Below are 19,311 nucleotides of genomic sequence, written 5' to 3'. Positions count from 1 at the left end.
GCGCGACCTGGCCAGGCACGGGAGACCGGCTCGGGACCGGTCACCGGGGCGGAGCGCGGGGGCGTCACTCCTCGCCCAGGTCGCGCGGCTCCAGCGGCCGGGTCGCCGGGCCCTGGATCACCGAACCGTCCGTGCCGAACCGGGACCCGTGGCAGGGGCACTCCCAGGCCGCCTCCGCGTCGTTGAACCGCACCAGACAGCCCAGGTGGGTGCAGCGCGGCGAGAGGGCGCGCAGCTCGCCCTCGGGGGTGCGGTGGACCGCGCAGCGCCTGCCCCGCACGCGCACGATGGCGCCCGTCCCCGGGGTGATCTCCTCCACCGAGTCCACGTAGCCGGGGCGCAGCCGGTCGCCGACGAAGCGGCGGGCGACCGTCGACTGGAGCCGCAGCAGCGCGGCTCCCTCGCTCGGGCGGAGCCTGACGGGGTCGTAGAGTCCCGCCCACGCGGGCAGCTCGCCACCGGTGATGTGCGCGGCCAGCAGCTGGCCCGCGAGCACGCCCGAGCTCATGCCCCAGCCGCCGAACCCGGTGGCGACGTAGGTGTGCTGGGTGGCGGCGTGGAAGCGGCCGATGTAGGGCACGCGGTCGGTGGTCTCGTTGTCCTGGGTGGCCCAGCGGTGTGCCAGACGTGCCCGGGGGAACCGCTCGTAGGTCCAGGCGGCGAGGCGTTCGTAGCGGGCGGAGACCGAACCGATGCCCGGTGTGCCGGGGCTGAAGGTCTCCCCCGTGACGATCAGCAGCCGCCTGCCGTCCCCGAACGGGTAGGGAGCCGTGCGCACCGAGCGCGTCCCGCGCTCCGGCGAGAGGTAGGTGCCGCGCGGATCGTCCTCCTGCGGCAGCAGCGCGGAGATGACCAGTTCGCGGCGCGGCTGCAACCGGGAGAACATCAAGGCCCGGTCGAAGACGGGGTAGTGGGTGGCCACCACCACGTCGCGGGCGGCGACCTCGCCCCCGTTCTCCGCCGTCACCACGCACGGTTCGCCCTCGTCCAGGGCGACGACGCGGGTGCGCTCGTAGAGCAGTCCGCCGCTGCGTCGGATGTCCTCGGCCAGCGCCAGCAGGTACTTGCGCGGGTGGAACTGCGCCTGGTCCTCGACGCGTACGGCGGCGCGCACCCGGAAGGGCAGCCCGGTGGCGGTCACGTACGAGGCGGCCAGCCCGGCCTCGGCCGCCGCGCGGGCCTCGTCGTGTATGTCCGCCACGTGTCCGGCCGACTCGACGTAGGTGTGCGCGGGGACCCGTTCGAACTCGCAGTCGACGCCCAGCCGCTGGGCGACGGCGGCCGCGTGCTCGACGGCGCCCTGCTGCGAGAGCGCGTAGAGGCGCGCGTCCTCGGCCGAGCGGTTGGCGCGCAGCCAGCTGTAGGACAGCCCCTGGAGCGCGGAGAGCTTGGCCGTGGTGTGCCCGGTGACGCCGGCGGCCAGCCGGTCGGACTCCAGTACGGCGACGCTCCGCCCCGCGCGGGCCAGCTCCCACGCCGTCGACAGCCCCGCTATGCCGCCGCCCACCACGGCGACGTCCACCTCGACCCTGCTGTCGGGCGGCAGCGGCTCGTGGGGCGTCGCCGCCGCTGAAAGCATCCAGTAGGACTCGTATCCGACGGGCAGTGTGGTCACCGCCGCGCTCCCTTCAGCCGGGGCCCGTCCCCCGTGTGTCCATCAGTGTCGTTCCCCCTCGGGCGTCGCTCACCCCCGGTTCCGGGCCGGGTCACCGTCCGGAACCGGCCGAAAAACCGCTGCCTCACCGCGCAGAGGCGAGCGGAATTCCGCCAACTCCTCCCGCTCACCGCATCCGGAGCGCTACGGTGTGTCCGCGCGGGGACGGTCGGTAGTCTGTTGCACGCCGGGAGGGTCCGCGATGAGCGAAGAAGCTCACCTGACGCCTGCTCACCACCTTCAAGAGCTGCTGGCCCGCGCCCAGAACCCCTTCGACGTCGCCGACGCGGTCCTCCACCGGCTGCGCGACGCGGTGATGTTCCAGGTCGAGCTCCACGGCTGGCGGCATCGCAACTCCCCGGCTCCCGCGCTGCGGTGCAGCAGTTTCCGCCACGTCTTCCTGCTGGCCGACGGGGACAGCGTGCTGCTGTGGGAGCTGTGTTACGACGGCCCCCAGGGCGTCGGCGAACTGCACGAGGTCTACGACGACGCGGAGGCCCTGGCGCGCTCCGAGCGCCGGGTACACCGCAGGATGGGCGAGGCCCATACACCGGACGCCTCGTTCGGCGCCACGCGTGCCTCCTGGGACCCGGCGCCCCCAGGGGCGGGCGCCGAGGGGTTCCCCGCCCGGGACTACGTCCGCCGCGGATCGGCCGAGCACGCCCGGCGGCTGCTGCGCAGAGCCGAGAACCCCGACCGTCCTGGTGAGGAGACGCTGCGGCTGCTGGCCACCGCGCTCGGACACCACATCACCCACGTCCCCAAACCGCACGCGCACCCCGGCGAGGGCCAGGTGTGGTGCGCGGTCTACGAACACGCCTTCCTGCTGGCCGACGGGTACGAGGTCAGCCTCTACGAGCTGGAGCACAACATGACGGGCGGCGGGCGCCTGGTGTGCGAGGTGTACCTGGAGGAGTCCGTCGCCGACCAGGCCGCGCACCGCCTCGGGCGCGGGCGGGGCCTGGACCTGTAGCCACCGCGTCACCCCACCACCGGCCGCGCGGGCGCGCGGACCGCCGAGCACCGGAGGAACCGGATGTCCGCACGTGGGCGCCACCGCCGACCCCAGCCCCGCTCCGCCGCGCGCGTCTCCGCAACGGTGACGGCGGGTGGCGCGGGTATCGCCTTGCCCCTCGTCGCCGCCCAGCTCGCGTACGCAGCGCCGCAGGACGTGTGGGAGAAGGTCGCCGCCTGCGAGAGCAGCGGCAAGTGGGACATCAACACCGGCAACGGCCACTACGGCGGACTCCAGTTCACCGCGGACACGTGGGCGGCGTACGGCGGCCGCGCGTACGCACCGCGAGCCGATCTGGCCTCGCCGAGCGAGCAGGTCGCAATCGCCGAGAGGGTGCTGGCGGGGCAGGGCCCGGGGGCGTGGCCGCACTGCGGTCCGCGCGCCGGGCTCGCCCGGGGCGGCGCGGAGGCGCAGGGCGGCGGTGCCCGCCCGCAGGCCGAGCAGCCCGGCTCCGACGAGGCGAAGAGCGTGAAGGCGCGGACGTCTCAGGGCCAGGAGGCCGGGCGGGCCCGGGCGTCGAAGGACAAGGCGGACCGGGCCAGGGCCGAGCGGCTGAAGAAGCAGACGACCTACGAGGTGGTCAGCGGCGACACGCTCTCCGGTATCGCCGAAGCGCGCAGCGTGGAGGGCGGCTGGCACCGCCTCTACGACTGGAACCGCTCCGCCATCGGAGGCGACCCGGACCTGATCCTGCCGGGACAGCGCCTGGAGACGACGGGTCCGCCGCAGAAGACCGGGCGGAAGCAGAGCGGCCCCGACCGCGCCGAGCACCCGCCGGCCTCCGGGCACAAGGCGCGCCAGAAGCAGTCGCCCGAGAAGGAGGCAGCGCAGAAAAAGGCCCCGCAGAAGAGCGCCCCTCGGCAGGATGTCCCGCAGCAGCAAGCCCCGCGAGGGAGGGCGCCGGAGAAGAAGGCGCCCCGCGCCTCCGGGGGTTCGGCGACCGCTCCGGTGGCCGGTGTCGGCCCGAGCACGGCCTACCGCGCACCGGGCGGCAGCTGGTCGTCCGGACACCACACCGGCGTGGACTTCCCCGTCTCCACCGGCACCTCCGTCAAGGCGGTGCTGGGCGGCACGGTGGTCTCGGCGGGGTGGCAGGACGCCTACGGGTACCAGGTGGTGCTGCGCCACAGCGACGGCAGGTACAGCCAGTACGGGCACCTGTCGGCGATCTCCGTACGAGCGGGTCAGTCGGTCGGCGCGGGGACGCGCATCGGCCGCTCCGGCGCGACGGGCAACGCCACGGGGCCGCACCTGCACTTCGAGGTCCGCACAGGCCCCGGCTACGGCAGCGACATCGACCCGCTGGCGTACCTGCGGCAGCACGGGGTGCGGCTGTAGGTGTGCTGTCCCGGCCCGTCGGTGACAGGTGACACGCCCATTGCGGGCATGGGAACCGGGTGAGGGATCTGGGGCCCTCACCCGGTTCTCGCGGAGGGCGTCAGCCCTCCAGGTGCTTCCAGAACGCGTACTTGTGCGCGGTACCGAAGTCGGTGCGGCCGGTGTGTCCCGGTGCCAGCGCCTGGACGTACGAGCCGTTGTACGGCTGCCATCCCGGCAGGCCGCCTCCGGTGGGTTCACCGTCGCGGGCGAAGGTGGTCCAGTAGTCGATCATCTGGTCGCCGAGTCCGCGCTGTGCGGCGTCCTTGCCGTCGAACACCTCCGCCGCGAACAGGTAGTTGAGTTCGGCCATGTGGAACGCACCGGTGGGGAAGCTGGGCTTGTCGTAGCCGGCGAACCACGGAGCCTTCGGGTCGGCGAATTCGAAGGTGTAGGTCGGCACGTGCCGGCTGAACGCCGCGGAGGTGTCGAGCAGCCCCGTGGCGTACTCGTGGTCGGTCTGGGCCGCGGCCAGCGCCTCGCTCGGCGAGCCGTAGTCGCTGAGCGGGTACTCCTTCTCCACCTCGGCGGCGTTCTCCTTGAAGCTCTTCTTCAGCAGTCCCGGGTACTGCTTCCTGGTGATCGGCTCGCCCCCCAGGGCTTCGGCGCCGCCGATGAGCAGGCGCTGTTCGTCCCGGTTGACGCCGTGCAGCACCGGGACGCGGTGGAAGGCGCCGTCGGCCAGGGCCTGTGACGGCGCGGTCGGCAGCAGCGGGTCATCGGTGATCAGTTCGGCGGTGGGCTGTCTCCCGTATGCCTCCAGCACGTCGGAGACCGGCACCTCACGGAGGCATGCCGCGACGTGCTGACCTTCGCAACCCAGCTTCGCGGCCAGCTTCTGCCCCTGCTTGTCGGCCTGGGCGCGCGGGATGCCCTTCATGTTGCCGCAGGGAGCGCTTTCCAGGATCGCCTTGTCGAAGAGCCCCTTGGCCGCGGGTGAGGTGAGGTTGGCGCAGGCGCTGAATCCTCCGGAGGACTCGCCCATGAGCGTGATGTTGCCGGCGTCGCCACCGAAGGCCGCTGCGTTGTCCTTGGCCCAGGCCAGCGCCGCCTGTTGGTCGGCCAGGCCGAGGTTGGCGGTCCCCCCGTCGTCGAGGCCGGGGTGTGAGAGGAAGCCGAAGGCGCCCAGCCGGTAGTTGACGGTCACGACGACGGCGTCGCCGCGTGCGGCCATCCGGGCAGGGTCGTACTGGCTTCCGGCGCCGTAGATGCCCCCGCCGTGGACGAACACGATCACCGGCAGGTTCTCCTTGTCGGCGCCGGCCGGCGCGGTGACGTTCAGGTACAGGCAGTCCTCGTCCTTGCTGGGGACTCCGGCCTGGTCACCTTCGAGCTGCGGGCAGGAGGCGCGCGGCCTTGTGGCGTCGCGGGGCTCCTCCCAGGTCTTCACCGGCTGGGGCGGCCTCCAGCGCCTCTCGCCGACGGGCGGCGCGGCGTACGGGATGCCCTGGAAGCTGCGGTGGCCGTCGGTGACGGTTCCGCGCACCGGGCCTTCGGCGGTCTCGACGGTCTCCGGGGCCTGGGTGCCGGTGGCCGCCGAGCCCCCGACCGTCAGCACGGTGATGCCGGCCACCGCCGCGGCGGCGCCGCCCCACAGAAGTCTCCTTAGCCGTCTCATGCCCTCTCCCCCTAACTGTGTACCTCGCATACAGTAGAGTATATCTACTACACAGTTCTTCCCCGGCGTCAACCCGCCCTCGCGCACCTGGAAGAGTCGAGCCCATGACCGCAGCCGGAGACAACCAGCGCACCGTCGCCCTGCTGTGGGGCGAGGCCATCACGCCCACCCGCGGCCCCAAGCCCACCCTCAGTGCCGCACGCATCGCCCGCACCGCCATCGACATCGCCGACACCGAAGGGCTGGCCGCGGTCTCCATGCAACGCGTCGCCGCGAGCTTCGAATACACCACGATGTCGCTGTACCGCTACGTCGGCGGCAAAGCCGCACTCGTCGAGCTGATGGTCGACATCGCCCTCGAATCACCGCCGGCACCCGACGCGTCCGCCGACTGGCGCGCCCGGCTGGAGACCTGGGCACAAGCCGGCCTGGAACGCTACCGCCGTCACCCCTGGCTGCTGGGCGCCGCCACCGCCGAACACCGCGTCATGGGGCCGCACGAGCTGTCCTGGCTGGAGGCCGCACTCGACGCGCTCTCCGGTACACCACTGACGGTTCCGGAGAAACACGACGCGTTCCTGGTCATCAACGGCCACGTCCGCAACGTCGCCCAGGAACTCGCCCACTCAGGGGGCGACGCCGAATGGAACGCCACCATGAGCGGCATCCTCGACAGGCACGGCGACCGCTTCCCCACCCTGACGGCCGCCCTGAGCAGCGGTGAACACCACACGGTCGGCGCCGACTCGCTCCAGTTCGGACTCGCCTGCATCCTCGACGGTCTCGCCGCACAGATCGCGCGGCGACAGCGGTGACCGACCGCGCACCGCGAGAGCCCGTAGGCCGCGCCCCGCTGGTGCGGCGGGGCCGATGGGTGATCGCTCCGTGCGGGCGGGGCACCTCGTCCACTCGGCCACCGACAAGATCAATGATCGGACGGGGCCTCGGGCCCGAACCCGGGCACGGAAACCGGGTCCGGGGCCCGGGACCGGAGCGGCGGCCCCCCGGCGGCCGTGCAGGGCATCTCCTCCGTGCGGTCGCACCACCGCTCCAGCAGCGTGCGATCGTGGCCCACCGCCAGCAGCGCGGCGCCCGTCGAGGTGCGGTACTCCTCCACGACCGTCACCAGCGCTGCCGTGGTGGAGGCGTCGAGCATCGCGGTCATCTCGTCGCAGACGAGCACCCGGGGGCGCAGAGCCAGTGCCCTGGCGAGGCAGGCGCGTTGCAGCTGACCGTCGCTGACCTCGTGCGGGCGGCGGCCCAGCAGGTCGGTGCCCAGGCCGACGGAGCCGGCCAGCTCCCCGGTGCGCGCGAGCGCCTCGGCCTTCCGCCCGGTGGCGCGCAGCGGCTCGGCGATCAGCGCGGCGAGGGTGAGCCGGGGGTCGGCGGCCAGCCGGGGCTGCTGGAAGACGACGCCGACGGCGGTCCGTTGGGCGCGGGGCGCCCGGTGCCGCCAGCCGCGCGCCTGGACGCCACCGAGGTGGACGGTGCCCCCGTAGGGGCGGTGCAGCAGCGCCGCGACCTTGGCCAGGGTGGACTTGCCGCAGCCGCTGGGCCCCAGCAGCCCGACGGCCTCGCCCTCATCCACCGTCAGGGACGTGTCGCGGACCACGGGTGCGCTGCGGTCGTACCCGGCGGTGACCGCGCGCAGCTCCAGCGCGGGAGGGGTCCGCGTCATGTCCGGCTCCCTTCGGAACGTATCCCGCACCCGGCGGGCTCGGGCGCCGTCACCGGGTGGTGGCAGGCCGCCGTGCCGCTCAGGGCGGGCACGGTCGAGCACGCGGCGTCCGCACGGGCGCAGCGCGGTGCGAAGGCGCAGCCCGCGGGCAGGTCGCCCAGTTCGGGCGGCATGCCGGGGATGGGGCGGAACGCGCGTTCTGGCAGCGCGTCCAGCAGGCCGCGGGCGTAGGGGTGGCGGGGTCCGGGCGCGCCGAAGAAGCCGCGCGCCTCGGTGAGTTCCACCACGCGGCCCGCGTACATGACCGCCACCCGGTCGGCGATGCGCTCGGCCGCCGCCAGATCGTGGGTGATGATCAGCAGTCCGCGCCCCGCGTCGGCGTGGCCGCGCAGCTCGTCCACGGTGCGCTCGACCAGGTCGCGGTCGAGCCCGGTGGTGGGCTCGTCCGCGAGCAGCAGCGGCGCGTCGCCCACCAGCGCGAGCGCGGTGGCGGCCCGCTGGGCGAGTCCGCCGGAGAGCTGGTGGGGGTAGCGGTCGAGGTGGTCGGCGGGGAAGGCGGCGCGCCGCGCGGCGGCCACGGTGGCGGTGGCCAGCGCCTGGCCCTTCGCTCCGGTCAGCTCCCTTACCGTCTCGGCCAGGTGGGAGCGGACCGTGCGTACGGGCGTCAGGTGGGCCGCCGGGCTCTGCGGGACGAGGCCGACGCGCCGGCCGCGCACGGTGCGGGCCAAGGTGGCCTCGTCGGCGGCCAGGAGGTCGGTCGCCTCGCCCGGCCCTGGACCGGACAGCAGCGCCGACCCGCCGACCCGCGCGTTGCCGGGGAGCAGCCCGAGCAGCGCGGAGGCGAGCACCGACTTGCCGCAGCCGCTCTCCCCCACCAGCGCCAGGCACTCCCCGTGGGCCACGTCGAGGCTGACGTCGGTGACGGCGGCGATCTCGCGCCCGCCGCGCATCCGGAAGCGTACGGACAGGTCGCGGACGGACAGCAGGGGCTCGGGTGCGCCGGTGCCCTGGCTCACAGCATCAGCTCCGATCGGCGCCGCGGGCTGATCCGCTCCCGCCACACCCCGGCAAGAGAGGCGATGGCGAGGGTCGGGACGATGAGGAACAGGCCGGGGAAGAGGGTGGGCCACCAGTCGCCGGCCAGCAGGGTGCCCCGCGCGTCCTGGATCATGTTGCCGAGGCTGGCGCGGTGGGTGGGCAGGCCGAGCCCGAGGAAGGAGAGCGCCGATTCGTGCCAGATGGCGTGCGGCACCATCAGCACGGCGGCGAGCCCGGCCTGCGGCAGCACGCCGGGCAGCAGGTGCCGTACGCCGACCCGCCAGCGGGAGGCGCCGCCCGAGACGGCGGCGTCGACGAAGTCGCGGGAGCGCAGGGACAGCACCTCGGCCCGCACGATCCGCGCGGTGGACAGCCAGTGCGTGAGCCCGACCGAGATGACGACCGGCCATACTCCGGGGCGGAACATGGCGACGATGAAGATGCCCAGCAGCAGGTGCGGGACGGAGGAGAAGACGTCGACGACGCGCATCACCATCCGGTCGGTGCGGCCGCCGACCGCGCCGGCCGCGGCGCCGACCGCGGTGCCGATGACGGTGGCGGTCAGCGCGGCGACGACTCCCACGAGGAGGGAGACGCGGAGTCCGTAGACGCAGCGCAGCAGCACGTCGCGGCCCACGTCGTCGGTGCCGAAGGGGTGGGCCAGGGAGGGCGCGTGGAGCTTGTCGGTCAGGTCGACGGCCTGCTCGTCCAGCGGGACGAGCAGCGGCACGAGCACGACGGCCAGCAGGACGGCCGCCACCGCACAGGACGAGAGGGGCAGCCGCAGGCCGCGCCCCGCCGTGGGCTTACCGCGCGGGGTCCTGCGCCTGAGCGCCGCGGGGATGCTCACATCTCCTCCATGGCCACGCGGGGGTCGGCGAGTCCGTACCCCAGGTCGGAGAGCAGATTTCCGGCCAGTACCGCGACCGTGGCCAGCGTGGTGAGGGCGGCGAGCAGCGGGAAGTCGGTCGCGGTGGCGGCCTCGACGGTCGCCGAGGCGATGCCCGGCCAGCTGAAGACGGTCTCCACCAGCAGTGCGCCGGTGATGAGTTCGGGGACGCGGGACCCGATCAGGGTGAGTACGGGCAGCAGTCCGGAGCGCAGCGCGTGTCCCAGCAGCACGGTCCGCTCGGACAGGCCGCGGGCGCGCGCGCCGCGTACGGCGTCCTCCGCCAGCGCGTCGCCGACGCCCTGGCGGACGTACAGCAGGAACCACGGCACCTGCGAGACGCCCAGCACCAGCGCAGGCAGGGCGAGGTGGCGCAGCAGCGCCGAGGCGGTGACGGTGTCGCTGCCGCTGTCGGTGAGTCCGCCCGCGGGCAGTACGTCGAGCTGGAGGGCGAAGAGCCAGATGCCCAGCAGCCCGAGCCAGAACGGCGGTGCCGCCTCCAGCGTGTAGGACAGGGAGGTGACCGTCCGGTCGAGGAGGCCGCCCCTGCGGCGGGCCGCGGCGAGTCCGAGCACGGTGCCGGCGAGCACCGCGAAGGCGAAGCCGGCCGCGCACAGCAGGACCGACCAGCCGAGCCGTTCGGTGATGACCTGTGCGACGGGCTGGCGCAGGGAGGTGGAGTCGCCGAAGTCGCCCCTCACGGCGCTGGTGAGCCAGTCCCACCAGCGCTGCGGGAAGGGGCCGTCGACGTTCAGGTTGGCGCGCAGCTGCTCCAGGGTCTCCTGGGAGGCGTTGAGCCCGGCGGAGCCCGCGTACTGCTGGACGGGGTCGAAGGGGGAGGCGGCGGCGACGGCGAAGACGCCGAAGGTCACGGCGGCCAGTACGGGGACGGCGGCCAGCAGCCGCCGTCCCACCAGCCGTGCCGCGGGGCCCCACAGGGCGCGCCGGGCGGGGCGCGGCCGCACGGCCGCGGGTATGTCCGTTTCCGTCACTTCTTGGGCTGCCAGTCCTGGACGTTCCACCAGGGTCCGGCGCCGATGCCGTGGTCGTGCGGCTCGACCTGCGTGGTCAGCCCGCGCCACTTGTCGTCGATGACGTAGACGTGGTCGATGGTGGTCAGGAAGGTGTAGCCGGGGTTGCCGGCCAGGGCGCGCTGCGCCTTGGCGTAGGCGGCCTTGCGCACCTGGGGGTCGCGGCTGCGGCGGGCGGCGTCCAGCTGCTCGTCGACGGTCTTGTCGTGGTAGTAGGCCAGGTTGTTCCAGCCATTGCCCGCCTGCGAGGAGTGCAGCGTCGGGTAGAGGTCGAAGTCCGGGTCGGCGGGGAAGCCGTTGCCCAGCAGCATCGCGTCGTGCTCGACCTTGGGCCGGATGACCTCGCGGCTGCCGGCCTGGACGTGGACGTCGATGCCGGCCTTCTTGGCGTCGGAGGCGTAGGCCAGCGCGTGGTCCTGGCGCAGCTTGTCGCCGGAGAAGTACCAGAGGGTGAAGGCGGCGCGCTCACCGTCCTTGCGGCGGACACCGTCCTTGCCGGGCTTCCAGCCCGCGTCGTCGAGGATCTTCTTCGCCTCGTCCAGGTCGTGCGGCCGCTCGGTGCCGTCGGCGAACCAGGGGCTGTCGGTGGGCAGGGGCCCGTAGGCGGGTTTGCCCGCACCGTTGAGGACCGACTTCACCATGGCTTTGCGGTCCACGGCCAGGTCGAGTGCCCGGCGGATCGCCTTGTCGCCGGTGACGGGGTTGTCGCTGGGCAGGGTGACGGCGCGGTAGTCGGCGGTCTTGGCGCTGAAGGTGCGCTTGGCCTCGTCCTTCTCGTACGCCTTGGCGAGGTTGGGCGGCAGGATGGCGCCGTCCAGGTCGCCGGAGCGCAGCCGGGTGGCGCGCACGTCGTCGTCCTCGATGACGGCGACGGTGAGACGCTTGATCTTCGGCTTGCCGCCCCAGTAGCGCGGGTTGGCCTTGAAGCTGAGCTTCTCGCCCTTGCGCCAGCTGGTGAGGACGTAGGGTCCGGTGCCGACGGGCTCGGTGTTGTAGGAGCCGGTGTTGACGTTTGTCTTGGAGGCGACGGCCTTCGAGGCGATGGGCAGCACGGTGCGCTCGGCGAAGGCGGCGTAGGGGTATTTCAGCCGGAAGACGACGGTGTGGTCGGACGCGGCGCGGACGCTGTCGACGGCGTCGAGTTCGCTCTTGGAGGCGTTGTTGGTCTTCTTGTCGAGGATCGTCTCGTAGGTGTAGACGACGTCCTTCGCGGTGAAGGGTTTCCCGTCGCTGAAGGTGACGCCCTTGCGCAGGTCGTAGGTGTAGGTCCTGCCGTCCTCGCTCACCTTGGGCAGGTGGGTGGCGAGAGCGGGCTTGAGGTTCATCTGCGCGTCGTGGGTCAGCAGGCCGTCGAATATCTTCGAGTTGCCCTCTTTGCCGTACCCGAGGAGCGGGCTGAGGGTCTCGGGTTCCTGGGCGACGCCGACCGTGAGCCCGTCCGTGCCACCGCCGGGACCGCCCCCGTCCTCAGGGGCTGAGCATGCCGCTGCTGAGGCGAGTACGACGGCGGCGGTCGCCATCGCGGTGGCCGTCCGTACCGTCCGGGCAGTCATCCGTGGCACACTCCTTGTTGGGAATCGGAGGTTCTTGCAAACAGCTCGCAATTAAATCATGCCGGAATGCGCTATGCCCCGATACCTCCCGCCCGCACTGTCAACACCCGGGCAAGATCCAGCCCCAGTAACGCTGTTTCCTTCCGTGCGCCGCTCCCCGGTCGTTAGCCTCATGGGCCCGACCGGAACTCCCCGGTGAACGCAGCGAGCTGGAGACCCCTCGATGGAACGTCCCGCCTGGGCCCCCCACGGCATCGACCTCACAGTGCCGAGCGTGTCGCGGATGTACGACTACTACCTCGGCGGCTCGCACAACTTCGAGGTCGACAGGGAGGCGGCACGCCGGGCGATCCAGGCGTGGCCCGGGCTGCCGAAGATCATGCAGAACAACCGGGCCTTCATGCGCCGCGCCATCCGCTTCGCACTCCAGGAGGGCGTCACCCAGTTCCTCGACATCGGCTCCGGCATCCCCACCTTCGGCAACGTGCACGAGGTGGCGCACGCGCTGGAGCGTGCGGCGCGGGTCGTCTACGTCGACAACGACCCGGTCGCGGTCGCGCACAGCCGCGCCGTGCTCCAGGGCGAGGGGCGGGTGGGCATCGTCTCGGCGGACTTCCGCTCCCCGCAGGACATCATGGAGTCCCCCGAGGTGGAGGACCTGCTCGACCTGCGGCAGCCGGTGGCGCTGATGCTCGTCGCGCTGCTGCACTTCGTCGAGGACCGCGACGAGCCGGGCAAGTACCTCACCGAACTGGCCCGCCACCTCGCGCCCGGCAGCCTGCTCGTGCTCTCCCACGGCTCCCCCGAGGCGGGCCCGAGACGCGACGGCGGGGTCGGTCTCAAAGAGGTCTACAGCACGGCGAACGCCCCACTGGTGATCCGCACGAAGGACGAGATCCAGCTGTTCTTCGAAGGGTTCGAGATGGTCGAGCCCGGCCTGGTCCCGGTGCCGCAGTGGCGGCCCGACGGACCGCCGGAGTACGAGGAGAGCGGCGCCTGTGGCGGCTTCGCCGGAATCGGCGTCAAGGCGGTAGGCGCCGCGTGACTTCGCAGAACGAGCGCGGGGAGGACCGCGAGGACCGCAACGACGGGGAAGACGGGCTGCGCAGGTTCGCGCGGATCTGGAGCCGGACGATCTACCCGGCGACCCAGACCTCCCTCAGCCGGGCCGAGTTGGAGGAATTCCTCCACCCGCTCGCCGTCCGTCTCGGCGAGGCGCTGCACGCCCACCCGTTCACGCCCTCGGCAGGCCGCGAGGTCGGCCGGGCGCTGGTGGACGAGGCCCACTGCACCAGCCCCGACGCGCTGCCGCACGTCCTGGGCGTGGTCGAGTCCTACCTCGTGCTGTACGCGGCCGGGCTCGCGCCCGCCGCCGGCGCCCCGGGCGCGCTCGGCGTCGACGAGATCCGCTCCCGCTGCGCCCGCCTCCAGCACGCGCTCGCCGCGGGGTTCGCCTTCGCCGTCCGCGAGCGCACCCTGGGCGAGCAGGAGGCGCTCTCGCGGGCCGCGCTGGCCGCCCAGACCGCCGTCGAAGAGGCCCTGCACGCCTCCGAGACCCGCTTCCGCGCCGTCTTCAAGGACGCCACCATCGGCATCGGCATCGCGGACATGAGCGGCAGGCTGCGGGACGCCAACGGCGCGCTGGCCCGGATGTTCGGGCGCTCCGAGGAGGAGATGCGCCGCCGCAACCTCAACGACTGGGTCCACCCCGACGACGCCCCCGAGGTGTGGCGGCTCCACCGCGAGCTGGCCCGCGGGCGACGTGACCACTTCCGGGTGGAGAAGCCCTACCAGCGCCCCGACGGCACCATGCTGTGGACCAACCTGACCGTCTCCCTGCTGCGGGACGCCGAGGGCGAACCGCGCTACCAGCTCGCCCTGATGGAGGACGTCACCGAGCGGCGCCTGCTGCACCTGCGCCTGCGCTACGAGGCCACCCACGACGAGCTGACGGGGCTGCCCAACCGCACCCTGTTCGCCGAGCGCCTCGAACGGGTCCTCAGCACCGGCGGCGGGGTGCGCGGGTTCGGGCTCTGCTATCTGGACATCGACGGCTTCAAGGCCGTCAACGACAGCCTCGGACACGCGGTGGGCGACCAGCTGCTGATCGCGGTGGCCGAGCGCCTGCAATCCTGCACCACCGCGCCTGCCCACCTGGTGGCCCGGATCGGCGGGGACGAGTTCGCGGTGCTGATGTCCGACCCGCGCGACACCGAGGAGGTCACCTGCCTGGCGCGCTCCCTGCTGGCGGCGCTGGCCACACCGATCAGCGTCGAGGGACGTGAGCTGTCCGTACGCGCCAGCATCGGCATCGTGGAGGGCGCCTCGGGCCGGCTGGAGCCCGCGGAGGTGCTGCGCAGCGCCGACATCACGATGTACCGGGCCAAGGACGCCGGGGGCAACCGCTACGCGCTGGCCGACCCGGACTCCGACGCCCGCGCCATCGACCGGCACAGCCTCACCAACCACCTGCCGGGGGCGCTGGAGCGCGACGAGTTCTTCCTGGAGTACCAGCCGCTGATCCGGATGAGCGACGGGCAGGTGGACGGCGCCGAGGCGCTGGTCCGCTGGAAACACCCCGTGCACGGCCGCCTCGGCCCGGACCGCTTCATCCCGCTGGCCGAACACACCGGGCTGATCGTCCCGTTGGGCCGCTGGGTGCTGGAACAGGCCGTCTCCCACGCCTGCACGTGGGCCGGCGGGCAGCCACTGCGCGTCAACGTCAACCTCTCCCCCAGGCAGCTGCACCACCCCGACCTGGTGCCGGACACCATCGCGGTGCTGGAGTCCGCGGGGGTGGCGCCCTCGTCGCTGTGTCTGGAGGTCACGGAGTCGGCGCTGATCAGCGCCGACGAGGACGAGCTCAAGCCGCTGTGGCAGCTGGCCGAGTTGGGGGTGGACATCGCGCTGGACGACTTCGGTACCGGCTACTCCAACCTGGCCAACCTGCGCAGGCTCCCGGCGACGACGCTCAAGCTGGATCGTTCCTTCACCCAGGGGCTTCAGCGCCACCCGGCCGACCCGGTGGATCTGACCTTCGTCGAGGGCATCGTCTCGCTCGCGCACGCGCTCGGCCTGGCCGTGACGGTGGAGGGTGTGGAGACCGAGAGCCAGGCCGACCAGCTGCGGCAGCTGGGCTGCGACACGGCGCAGGGCTGGTACTACGCGCGTCCGGCTCCGCCCGGCGAGTTCGCCAGGGACTGGGCGCGAGCGGGATAGCGCCCCGCGCGGGGTTACGGACCGACGTCCAAGTGGCTCTCGAACCACTCCAGCAGGTCCGCCTGGACCTCGTCCCTGTTGGTCTCGTTGAGGATCTCGTGCCGGGCGCCCTCGTACGCGCGCCAGCTCAGGTCGTGCGAGCCCAGGTAGCGGAAGTCGTCCAGCAGTTCGTAGACGAGCGTCATGCGCTGGTTGCAGGGGTCCAGCTCGCCCACGGCGATGTGGACGGGGAGTGAGCGGGGGATGCGGGCGAACTGCTCCGGATCGTTGATCTTGCGGTTGGCACACACCCAGTCCAGGGACAGGCCCGCGCTGAAGGAGAACCCGCAGCGCTCGTCCTCGGCGTAGGTGTCCACCTCCGCCTCGTCGCGGGAGAGCCATTCGTACCCCGTGCGGTGGGTGAACGCGTCGTTGAACGAGGCGAACAGCTCGCCGGTGAAGTCCGAGGGCGCGTTCCTGCCGCGCTCGGCGATCTCCCGTTCCAGCCGCTGGATGGCGCTCTCGGTCTCGGTCCCCGGCAGGGAGCGGAAGGTGCCGGAGAGCACGAGCCCCGACAGCTCCTCGCCGTACTCCTGGGCGTAGTCGCGGGCGAGCTGGGAGCCCAGGCTGTGCCCGAGGAGGAAGCGGGGCGCGTCGGAGGGCAGGTGGGCACGCACCCGGTCACCGACCTCCTTGAGGTCGGTGACCGTGGCGCGCCAGCCTTCCGCGCCGACGGCGCCCAAGCCGCCGGTGAACTGCGCCGTCGCTCCGTGCCCGCGGTTGTCGGAGGCGACGACGGCGTACCCGTTCCGGGTCAGGAAGCTGGCGAAGCGGTCGTAGCGCCGGGCGTGTTCGGCGGCGCCGTGTGCGAGCTGCACGAGGGCGCGTACGTCCCCCTCGGGGAGCCAGGTGTAGGTCGCCACCCGCGTCCCGTCCGCCACGGTCGTGAAGTCGTCCCGCCGGTCCGTCACATCCAGCCCCTTCCCGCTCACCTGTGCTCACCTGCCACCTGGGCGCCGGCCGTCACACCGCGCGCAGGCGGTAACCGTAGCGGTAGGTGCGGTCCGCGTGAAGGAGGTACTGCTCCAGTGGCGCCGCGCCCCAGGAGTCGTTGCCGCCGAGCCCCATCTGGCGGTGGTTGACGCCGAGCACCGTCTCGTCGCGCGGCGTCAGCTCGTACGGGTGCTTCGGCCCGTCGAGATCGGCGGGGGTGTACCGCAGCGCGCTCAGCTCCAGGTGGTCGCCGGGCTCCGTGCTCACCCGCAGCCCGGTGCCGTCCTTGCCGGTCAGCTCGCCCCACCGCACGTCGGTGACGTTGCCGCACTGCTGCGGCCGCACGTACGGCGTGAACTGCTCTTCGACACTCGAGCGGTAGCGGCCCACGGCGGCGCCCGCGCGGCGGTCCCAGTAGTTCTCCTGGGGCCCGCGCCCGTACCAGGTGAAGGCGGACAGGGGCGCTGGCAGGGTGAGCAGCGCGCCGACCATCGGCAGGTCGGGCAGGCCCTTGCCGGGCTCCAGCGTGTGGACGACGCGGACCTCGCCGTCCCCGCGCACGGTGAAGACGGTGGTGAACGCCGAGGCCGTCGGCGAGGTCGGCAGGGTGCTGCGGACCTCGATCGTGACGACGCCGCGGTTCTTCCTGGCCACCTTCACCTCGTCGGTGGTCCGCTTGGCGCCCGCCTCCTTCCAGGTCGCCGCGGTCTCGTGGAAGCCGCGGCCGATGTCGTTGTCGGTGGGGCCGCGCCAGAAGTTGGGCACGGGGCCCGCCGCGAGCACGGCTGCGCCCTTGTGCCGGAAGTCGGAGAGGGTGCCGTGGGTTTTGTCCAGCGTGAGGGTGAAGTCCCGCCCGGTGACGGTGACCTGCTCGCCGCTCTCCTCGTACTCGACGGGAGGCAGCTTCTCGTCGCCGGGTTCCCGCGGCGCCGGGGTCTGCCAGTCCTCCAGCTGGAGCTGCCCGGTGGCCACCTCGTGCCCGGCCTTGGCCCAGGAGGTGCCGTGACGCAGCACGAGCGAGAGGTTGAGCCAGTACTCGGCGCCCGGCGCGGGCTTGCCCGGGCGGCTGAGCGGGAGGCGCACGGTGCCCGTCTCGCCGGGACCTGCGGCGGGCGGCTTCGCCGTGCCGTGCTGCTGCCGCTCGCCGTCGCGGGTGACCTCCCAGCGCAGCTCGTAGGCGTCGAGCCCGAGGAACAGCTGCTTGTTGACGACCTCGACCTCGCCCTCTGCGGCCTTCTCGCCGCGGAACGCGATGCGCTGGTAGACGTGTTTGACCTCGGCCAGCTCCGGCTCCGCCTGGCGGTCGGAGCCGATGACCCCGTTGCAGCAGAAGTTGCCGTCGGTGGGATAGTCCTTCACCCAGTCACCGCCGTAGGAGAGGTAGGTGCGGGACGCGTCGCCGGGAACGGGCTTGCGGATCGCCTGGTCGACCCAGTCCCAGATGAAGCCGCCGTGCAGGTTGGGGTACTTCTCGAAGAGGTCCCAGTACTCCTTGAGGTTGCCGGTGCTGTTGCCCATCGAGTGCGCGTACTCGCACAGCAGGAACGGCTTGGAGTTGCCCGACTCGCCGTACTTCTCGACCTCGGAGGGCGGCGCGTACATCCGGCTCTCGACGTCCGCCACGGAGCTCATGCCCTCGTAGTGCACCGGGCGGCTCGCGTCGCGCTGGTGGATCCAGTCGGCCATCTTCGCGAAGTTGTCGCCGTCGCCCGCCTCGTTGCCCAGCGACCACATCACCACGCAGGCGTGGTTCTTGTCGCGCTCGACCATGCTGCGCGCCCGGCCCACACAGGCCTCGGTCCACTCCGGGAGGGACCCTGGGACGGTGTCGCGGACGCCGTGGGTCTCCAGGTTCGCCTCGTCGATGACGTAGAGGCCGTGTTCGTCGCACAGCTCCAGCCAGCGGGTCGCGTTGGGGTAGTGCGAGGTGCGGACGGCGTTGATGTTGTTCCGCTTCATCAGTTCGATGTCGCGCACCATCGTCTTCTCCGGCACGGCCTGCCCGTGGTCCGGGTCGGACTCGTGCCGGTTGGTGCCCGCGAAGACGAGCGGCTTGCCGTTGATCTCCAGCTTGCCGGGGCCGAAGGCCAGCTTGCGGAACCCGAACCGCACCCGCTGGATCTCGCTCCTGGCGCCACCGGGCCCCTCGACCGTCAGCACGAGGGTGTAGAGGGCAGGACTCTCGGCGGACCACAGCTTCGGGCGGCGCACCGTTCCTATCAGGTCGACGTCCGCGATACCGCCGGCTGGCGGGCGTACGGTGCCGCTGAGCCGCCCTGTCTCCACCCGGCGCCCGTCCGCGTCGTAGAGGACGCCGGTGACGGTGCGGGTGCCGACCGTGCCGCCGGTGGTGTCCCGCACGCGGGTGCGCACGGTCAGCTCCGCGCTGGTGAGCGCGTCGTCGAGCGCGGTGCGGACCTCCACGTCGTGCAGGTGCACGCGCGGTACCGAGTACAGGTAGACGTCGCGGAAGATCCCGGACAGGTCGATCATGTCCTGGTCCTCCAGCCAACTGCCGTCCGACCAGCGGTAGACCTCGACGGCCAGGGTGTTCTCGCCGCGCCGCAGATACTCGCTGACGTCGAACTCGGCCGGGGTGTAGCTGTCCTCGCTGTAGCCCACCTGCCGGCCGTTCACCCACACGAAGAAGGCGGACTTGACCCCTTGGAAGGAGAGGAGGGTGCGCCTGCCGTCCCAGCCGCGCGGCACGGTGAAGGTGCGCCGGTAGGAGCCGACCGGGTTGAAGTCCTTGGGGACGGCGGGCGGCTCGGGCTCCTCGTAACCGCTCCAGGGGTAGCGGACGTTGAGGTAGATGGGTTCGCGGTAGCCGTGCAGCTCCCAGTTGGAGGGGACGGGCAGGGTGTCCCAGTCGCCGTCGTCGTAGTCGGCGCGGTGGAACCCCTCGGGCCGCTTGTCGGGGTTCTCGGACCAGCGAAAGCGCCAGTCACCGTTCAGGGAGCTCAGGAACGGCGAATGCTCCAGCGCGCCGCGCAGCGCGGACTTGGTGTCCTCGTAGGGGACCAGGACCGCGCGCGCCGGTTCCCGGTTGATCTCGAAAGTGGTGGGGTCGGCGTCCCACTCCCTCTTGGCGCGGGCCGCCGCCGGTCTCCGTCCGGCCGCGAAGGCCGCCTTCTGTTCCGAGAAGGCGGCATAACCCGCGAGAACGCCGCCACTTGCCGCCAGAAAACTCCGTCGTGCCCAGGGCTTCGCTTCCATAACCCACAAGACACCACAGAGACAAAGCAATAACAACGGTTCCGCACAACT

At 72.3% G+C, this 19,311-nt stretch carries 14 protein-coding genes; 5 read left to right on the top strand and 9 right to left on the bottom strand.

Annotated features, from left to right (window positions below; translation table 11 throughout):
• Nucleotides 1-64: 64 nt before the first annotated feature.
• The gene (locus DQ392_RS24975) at nt 65-1,615 is read right to left on the bottom strand and encodes an FAD-dependent oxidoreductase (protein WP_114017943.1); all 1,551 of its coding nucleotides are present in this window, start codon (nt 1,613-1,615) and stop codon (nt 65-67) included.
• A 241-nt stretch (nt 1,616-1,856) separates the two neighbouring features.
• Between DQ392_RS24975 and DQ392_RS24970 the strand changes: the two genes are divergently transcribed.
• The gene (locus DQ392_RS24970; RefSeq protein ID WP_114017942.1) at nt 1,857-2,627 is read left to right on the top strand and encodes a DUF6227 family protein; all 771 of its coding nucleotides are present in this window, start codon (nt 1,857-1,859) and stop codon (nt 2,625-2,627) included.
• A 63-nt stretch (nt 2,628-2,690) separates the two neighbouring features.
• A complete protein-coding gene (locus DQ392_RS24965; protein WP_114017941.1) occupies nt 2,691-4,007 on the top strand; it encodes a transglycosylase family protein in 1,317 nt (438 codons plus the stop codon).
• A gap of 100 nt (nt 4,008-4,107) precedes the next feature.
• On the opposite strand, the gene DQ392_RS24960 is transcribed toward DQ392_RS24965, so the two are convergent.
• Nucleotides 4,108-5,664, bottom strand: a complete 1,557-nt coding sequence (locus DQ392_RS24960; protein ID WP_114017940.1) for a carboxylesterase/lipase family protein — start codon at nt 5,662-5,664, stop codon at nt 4,108-4,110.
• Nucleotides 5,665-5,768: 104 nt separating this feature from the next.
• Between DQ392_RS24960 and DQ392_RS24955 the strand changes: the two genes are divergently transcribed.
• Complete coding sequence (locus tag DQ392_RS24955; protein ID WP_114017939.1) at nt 5,769-6,479, top strand: TetR/AcrR family transcriptional regulator; 711 nt, start codon at nt 5,769-5,771, stop codon at nt 6,477-6,479.
• 110 nt (nt 6,480-6,589) lie between these two features.
• Here the strand turns inward: DQ392_RS24955 and DQ392_RS24950 are convergent, their stop codons facing one another.
• The 5 genes from DQ392_RS24950 to DQ392_RS24930 all read right to left on the bottom strand — a co-directional run bounded on the left by DQ392_RS24950 (nt 6,590) and on the right by DQ392_RS24930 (nt 11,853).
• Nucleotides 6,590-7,342: an ABC transporter ATP-binding protein gene (locus tag DQ392_RS24950; protein ID WP_114017938.1), complete on the bottom strand. Its 753-nt coding sequence runs from the start codon at nt 7,340-7,342 to the stop codon at nt 6,590-6,592.
• Nucleotides 7,339-8,292 (bottom strand): ABC transporter ATP-binding protein, encoded by a 954-nt coding sequence (locus tag DQ392_RS24945; RefSeq protein ID WP_114018036.1) that lies wholly within the window; start codon nt 8,290-8,292, stop codon nt 7,339-7,341. The genes DQ392_RS24950 and DQ392_RS24945 overlap by 4 nt, the downstream gene beginning before the upstream one ends.
• 62 nt (nt 8,293-8,354) lie before the next feature.
• Nucleotides 8,355-9,224, bottom strand: a complete 870-nt coding sequence (locus DQ392_RS24940) for an ABC transporter permease (protein ID WP_114018037.1) — start codon at nt 9,222-9,224, stop codon at nt 8,355-8,357.
• Between the two features lie 2 nt (nt 9,225-9,226).
• Nucleotides 9,227-10,234 (bottom strand): ABC transporter permease, encoded by a 1,008-nt coding sequence (locus DQ392_RS24935; protein WP_245981945.1) that lies wholly within the window; start codon nt 10,232-10,234, stop codon nt 9,227-9,229.
• 23 nt (nt 10,235-10,257) lie between these two features.
• Nucleotides 10,258-11,853, bottom strand: coding sequence for an ABC transporter substrate-binding protein (locus tag DQ392_RS24930; RefSeq protein ID WP_114017937.1), 1,596 nt, complete (start codon nt 11,851-11,853; stop codon nt 10,258-10,260).
• A 223-nt stretch (nt 11,854-12,076) separates the two neighbouring features.
• Between DQ392_RS24930 and DQ392_RS24925 the strand changes: the two genes are divergently transcribed.
• On the top strand, nt 12,077-12,898 hold the full coding sequence (locus DQ392_RS24925) for an SAM-dependent methyltransferase (RefSeq protein ID WP_114017936.1): 822 nt from the start codon (nt 12,077-12,079) through the stop codon (nt 12,896-12,898).
• Complete coding sequence (locus DQ392_RS24920) at nt 12,895-15,072, top strand: putative bifunctional diguanylate cyclase/phosphodiesterase (protein ID WP_114017935.1); 2,178 nt, start codon at nt 12,895-12,897, stop codon at nt 15,070-15,072. Before DQ392_RS24925 ends, DQ392_RS24920 begins: the two co-directional genes overlap by 4 nt.
• 14 nt (nt 15,073-15,086) lie before the next feature.
• Here the strand turns inward: DQ392_RS24920 and DQ392_RS24915 are convergent, their stop codons facing one another.
• Together DQ392_RS24915 and lacZ are read right to left on the bottom strand one after the other, a co-directional pair.
• A complete protein-coding gene (locus tag DQ392_RS24915) occupies nt 15,087-16,022 on the bottom strand; it encodes an alpha/beta hydrolase (RefSeq protein ID WP_114018034.1) in 936 nt (311 codons plus the stop codon).
• Between the two features lie 52 nt (nt 16,023-16,074).
• Nucleotides 16,075-19,260, bottom strand: coding sequence for a beta-galactosidase, LacZ type (gene lacZ, locus DQ392_RS24910; protein ID WP_114017934.1), 3,186 nt, complete (start codon nt 19,258-19,260; stop codon nt 16,075-16,077).
• Between the last annotated feature and the right edge of the window lie 51 nt (nt 19,261-19,311).

It is taken from the genome of Streptomyces reniochalinae, assembly GCF_003323735.1.
Classification (GTDB): Bacteria; Actinomycetota; Actinomycetes; order Streptomycetales; family Streptomycetaceae; genus Streptomyces; species Streptomyces reniochalinae.
This window is presented reverse-complemented; position numbering and strand designations above follow the sequence as displayed.

Coding starts and splice junctions, on each gene's coding strand:
- DQ392_RS24950 (WP_114017938.1), bottom strand. CDS start 7,342: ATGACGCGGACCCCTCCCGCGCTGGAGCTGCGCGCGGTCACCGCCGGG.
- DQ392_RS24960 (WP_114017940.1), bottom strand. CDS start 5,664: ATGAGACGGCTAAGGAGACTTCTGTGGGGCGGCGCCGCCGCGGCGGTG.
- DQ392_RS24965 (WP_114017941.1), top strand. CDS start 2,691: ATGTCCGCACGTGGGCGCCACCGCCGACCCCAGCCCCGCTCCGCCGCG.
- DQ392_RS24955 (WP_114017939.1), top strand. CDS start 5,769: ATGACCGCAGCCGGAGACAACCAGCGCACCGTCGCCCTGCTGTGGGGC.
- lacZ (WP_114017934.1), bottom strand. CDS start 19,260: ATGGAAGCGAAGCCCTGGGCACGACGGAGTTTTCTGGCGGCAAGTGGC.
- DQ392_RS24930 (WP_114017937.1), bottom strand. CDS start 11,853: ATGACTGCCCGGACGGTACGGACGGCCACCGCGATGGCGACCGCCGCC.
- DQ392_RS24970 (WP_114017942.1), top strand. CDS start 1,857: ATGAGCGAAGAAGCTCACCTGACGCCTGCTCACCACCTTCAAGAGCTG.
- DQ392_RS24945 (WP_114018036.1), bottom strand. CDS start 8,292: ATGCGCGGCGGGCGCGAGATCGCCGCCGTCACCGACGTCAGCCTCGAC.
- DQ392_RS24925 (WP_114017936.1), top strand. CDS start 12,077: ATGGAACGTCCCGCCTGGGCCCCCCACGGCATCGACCTCACAGTGCCG.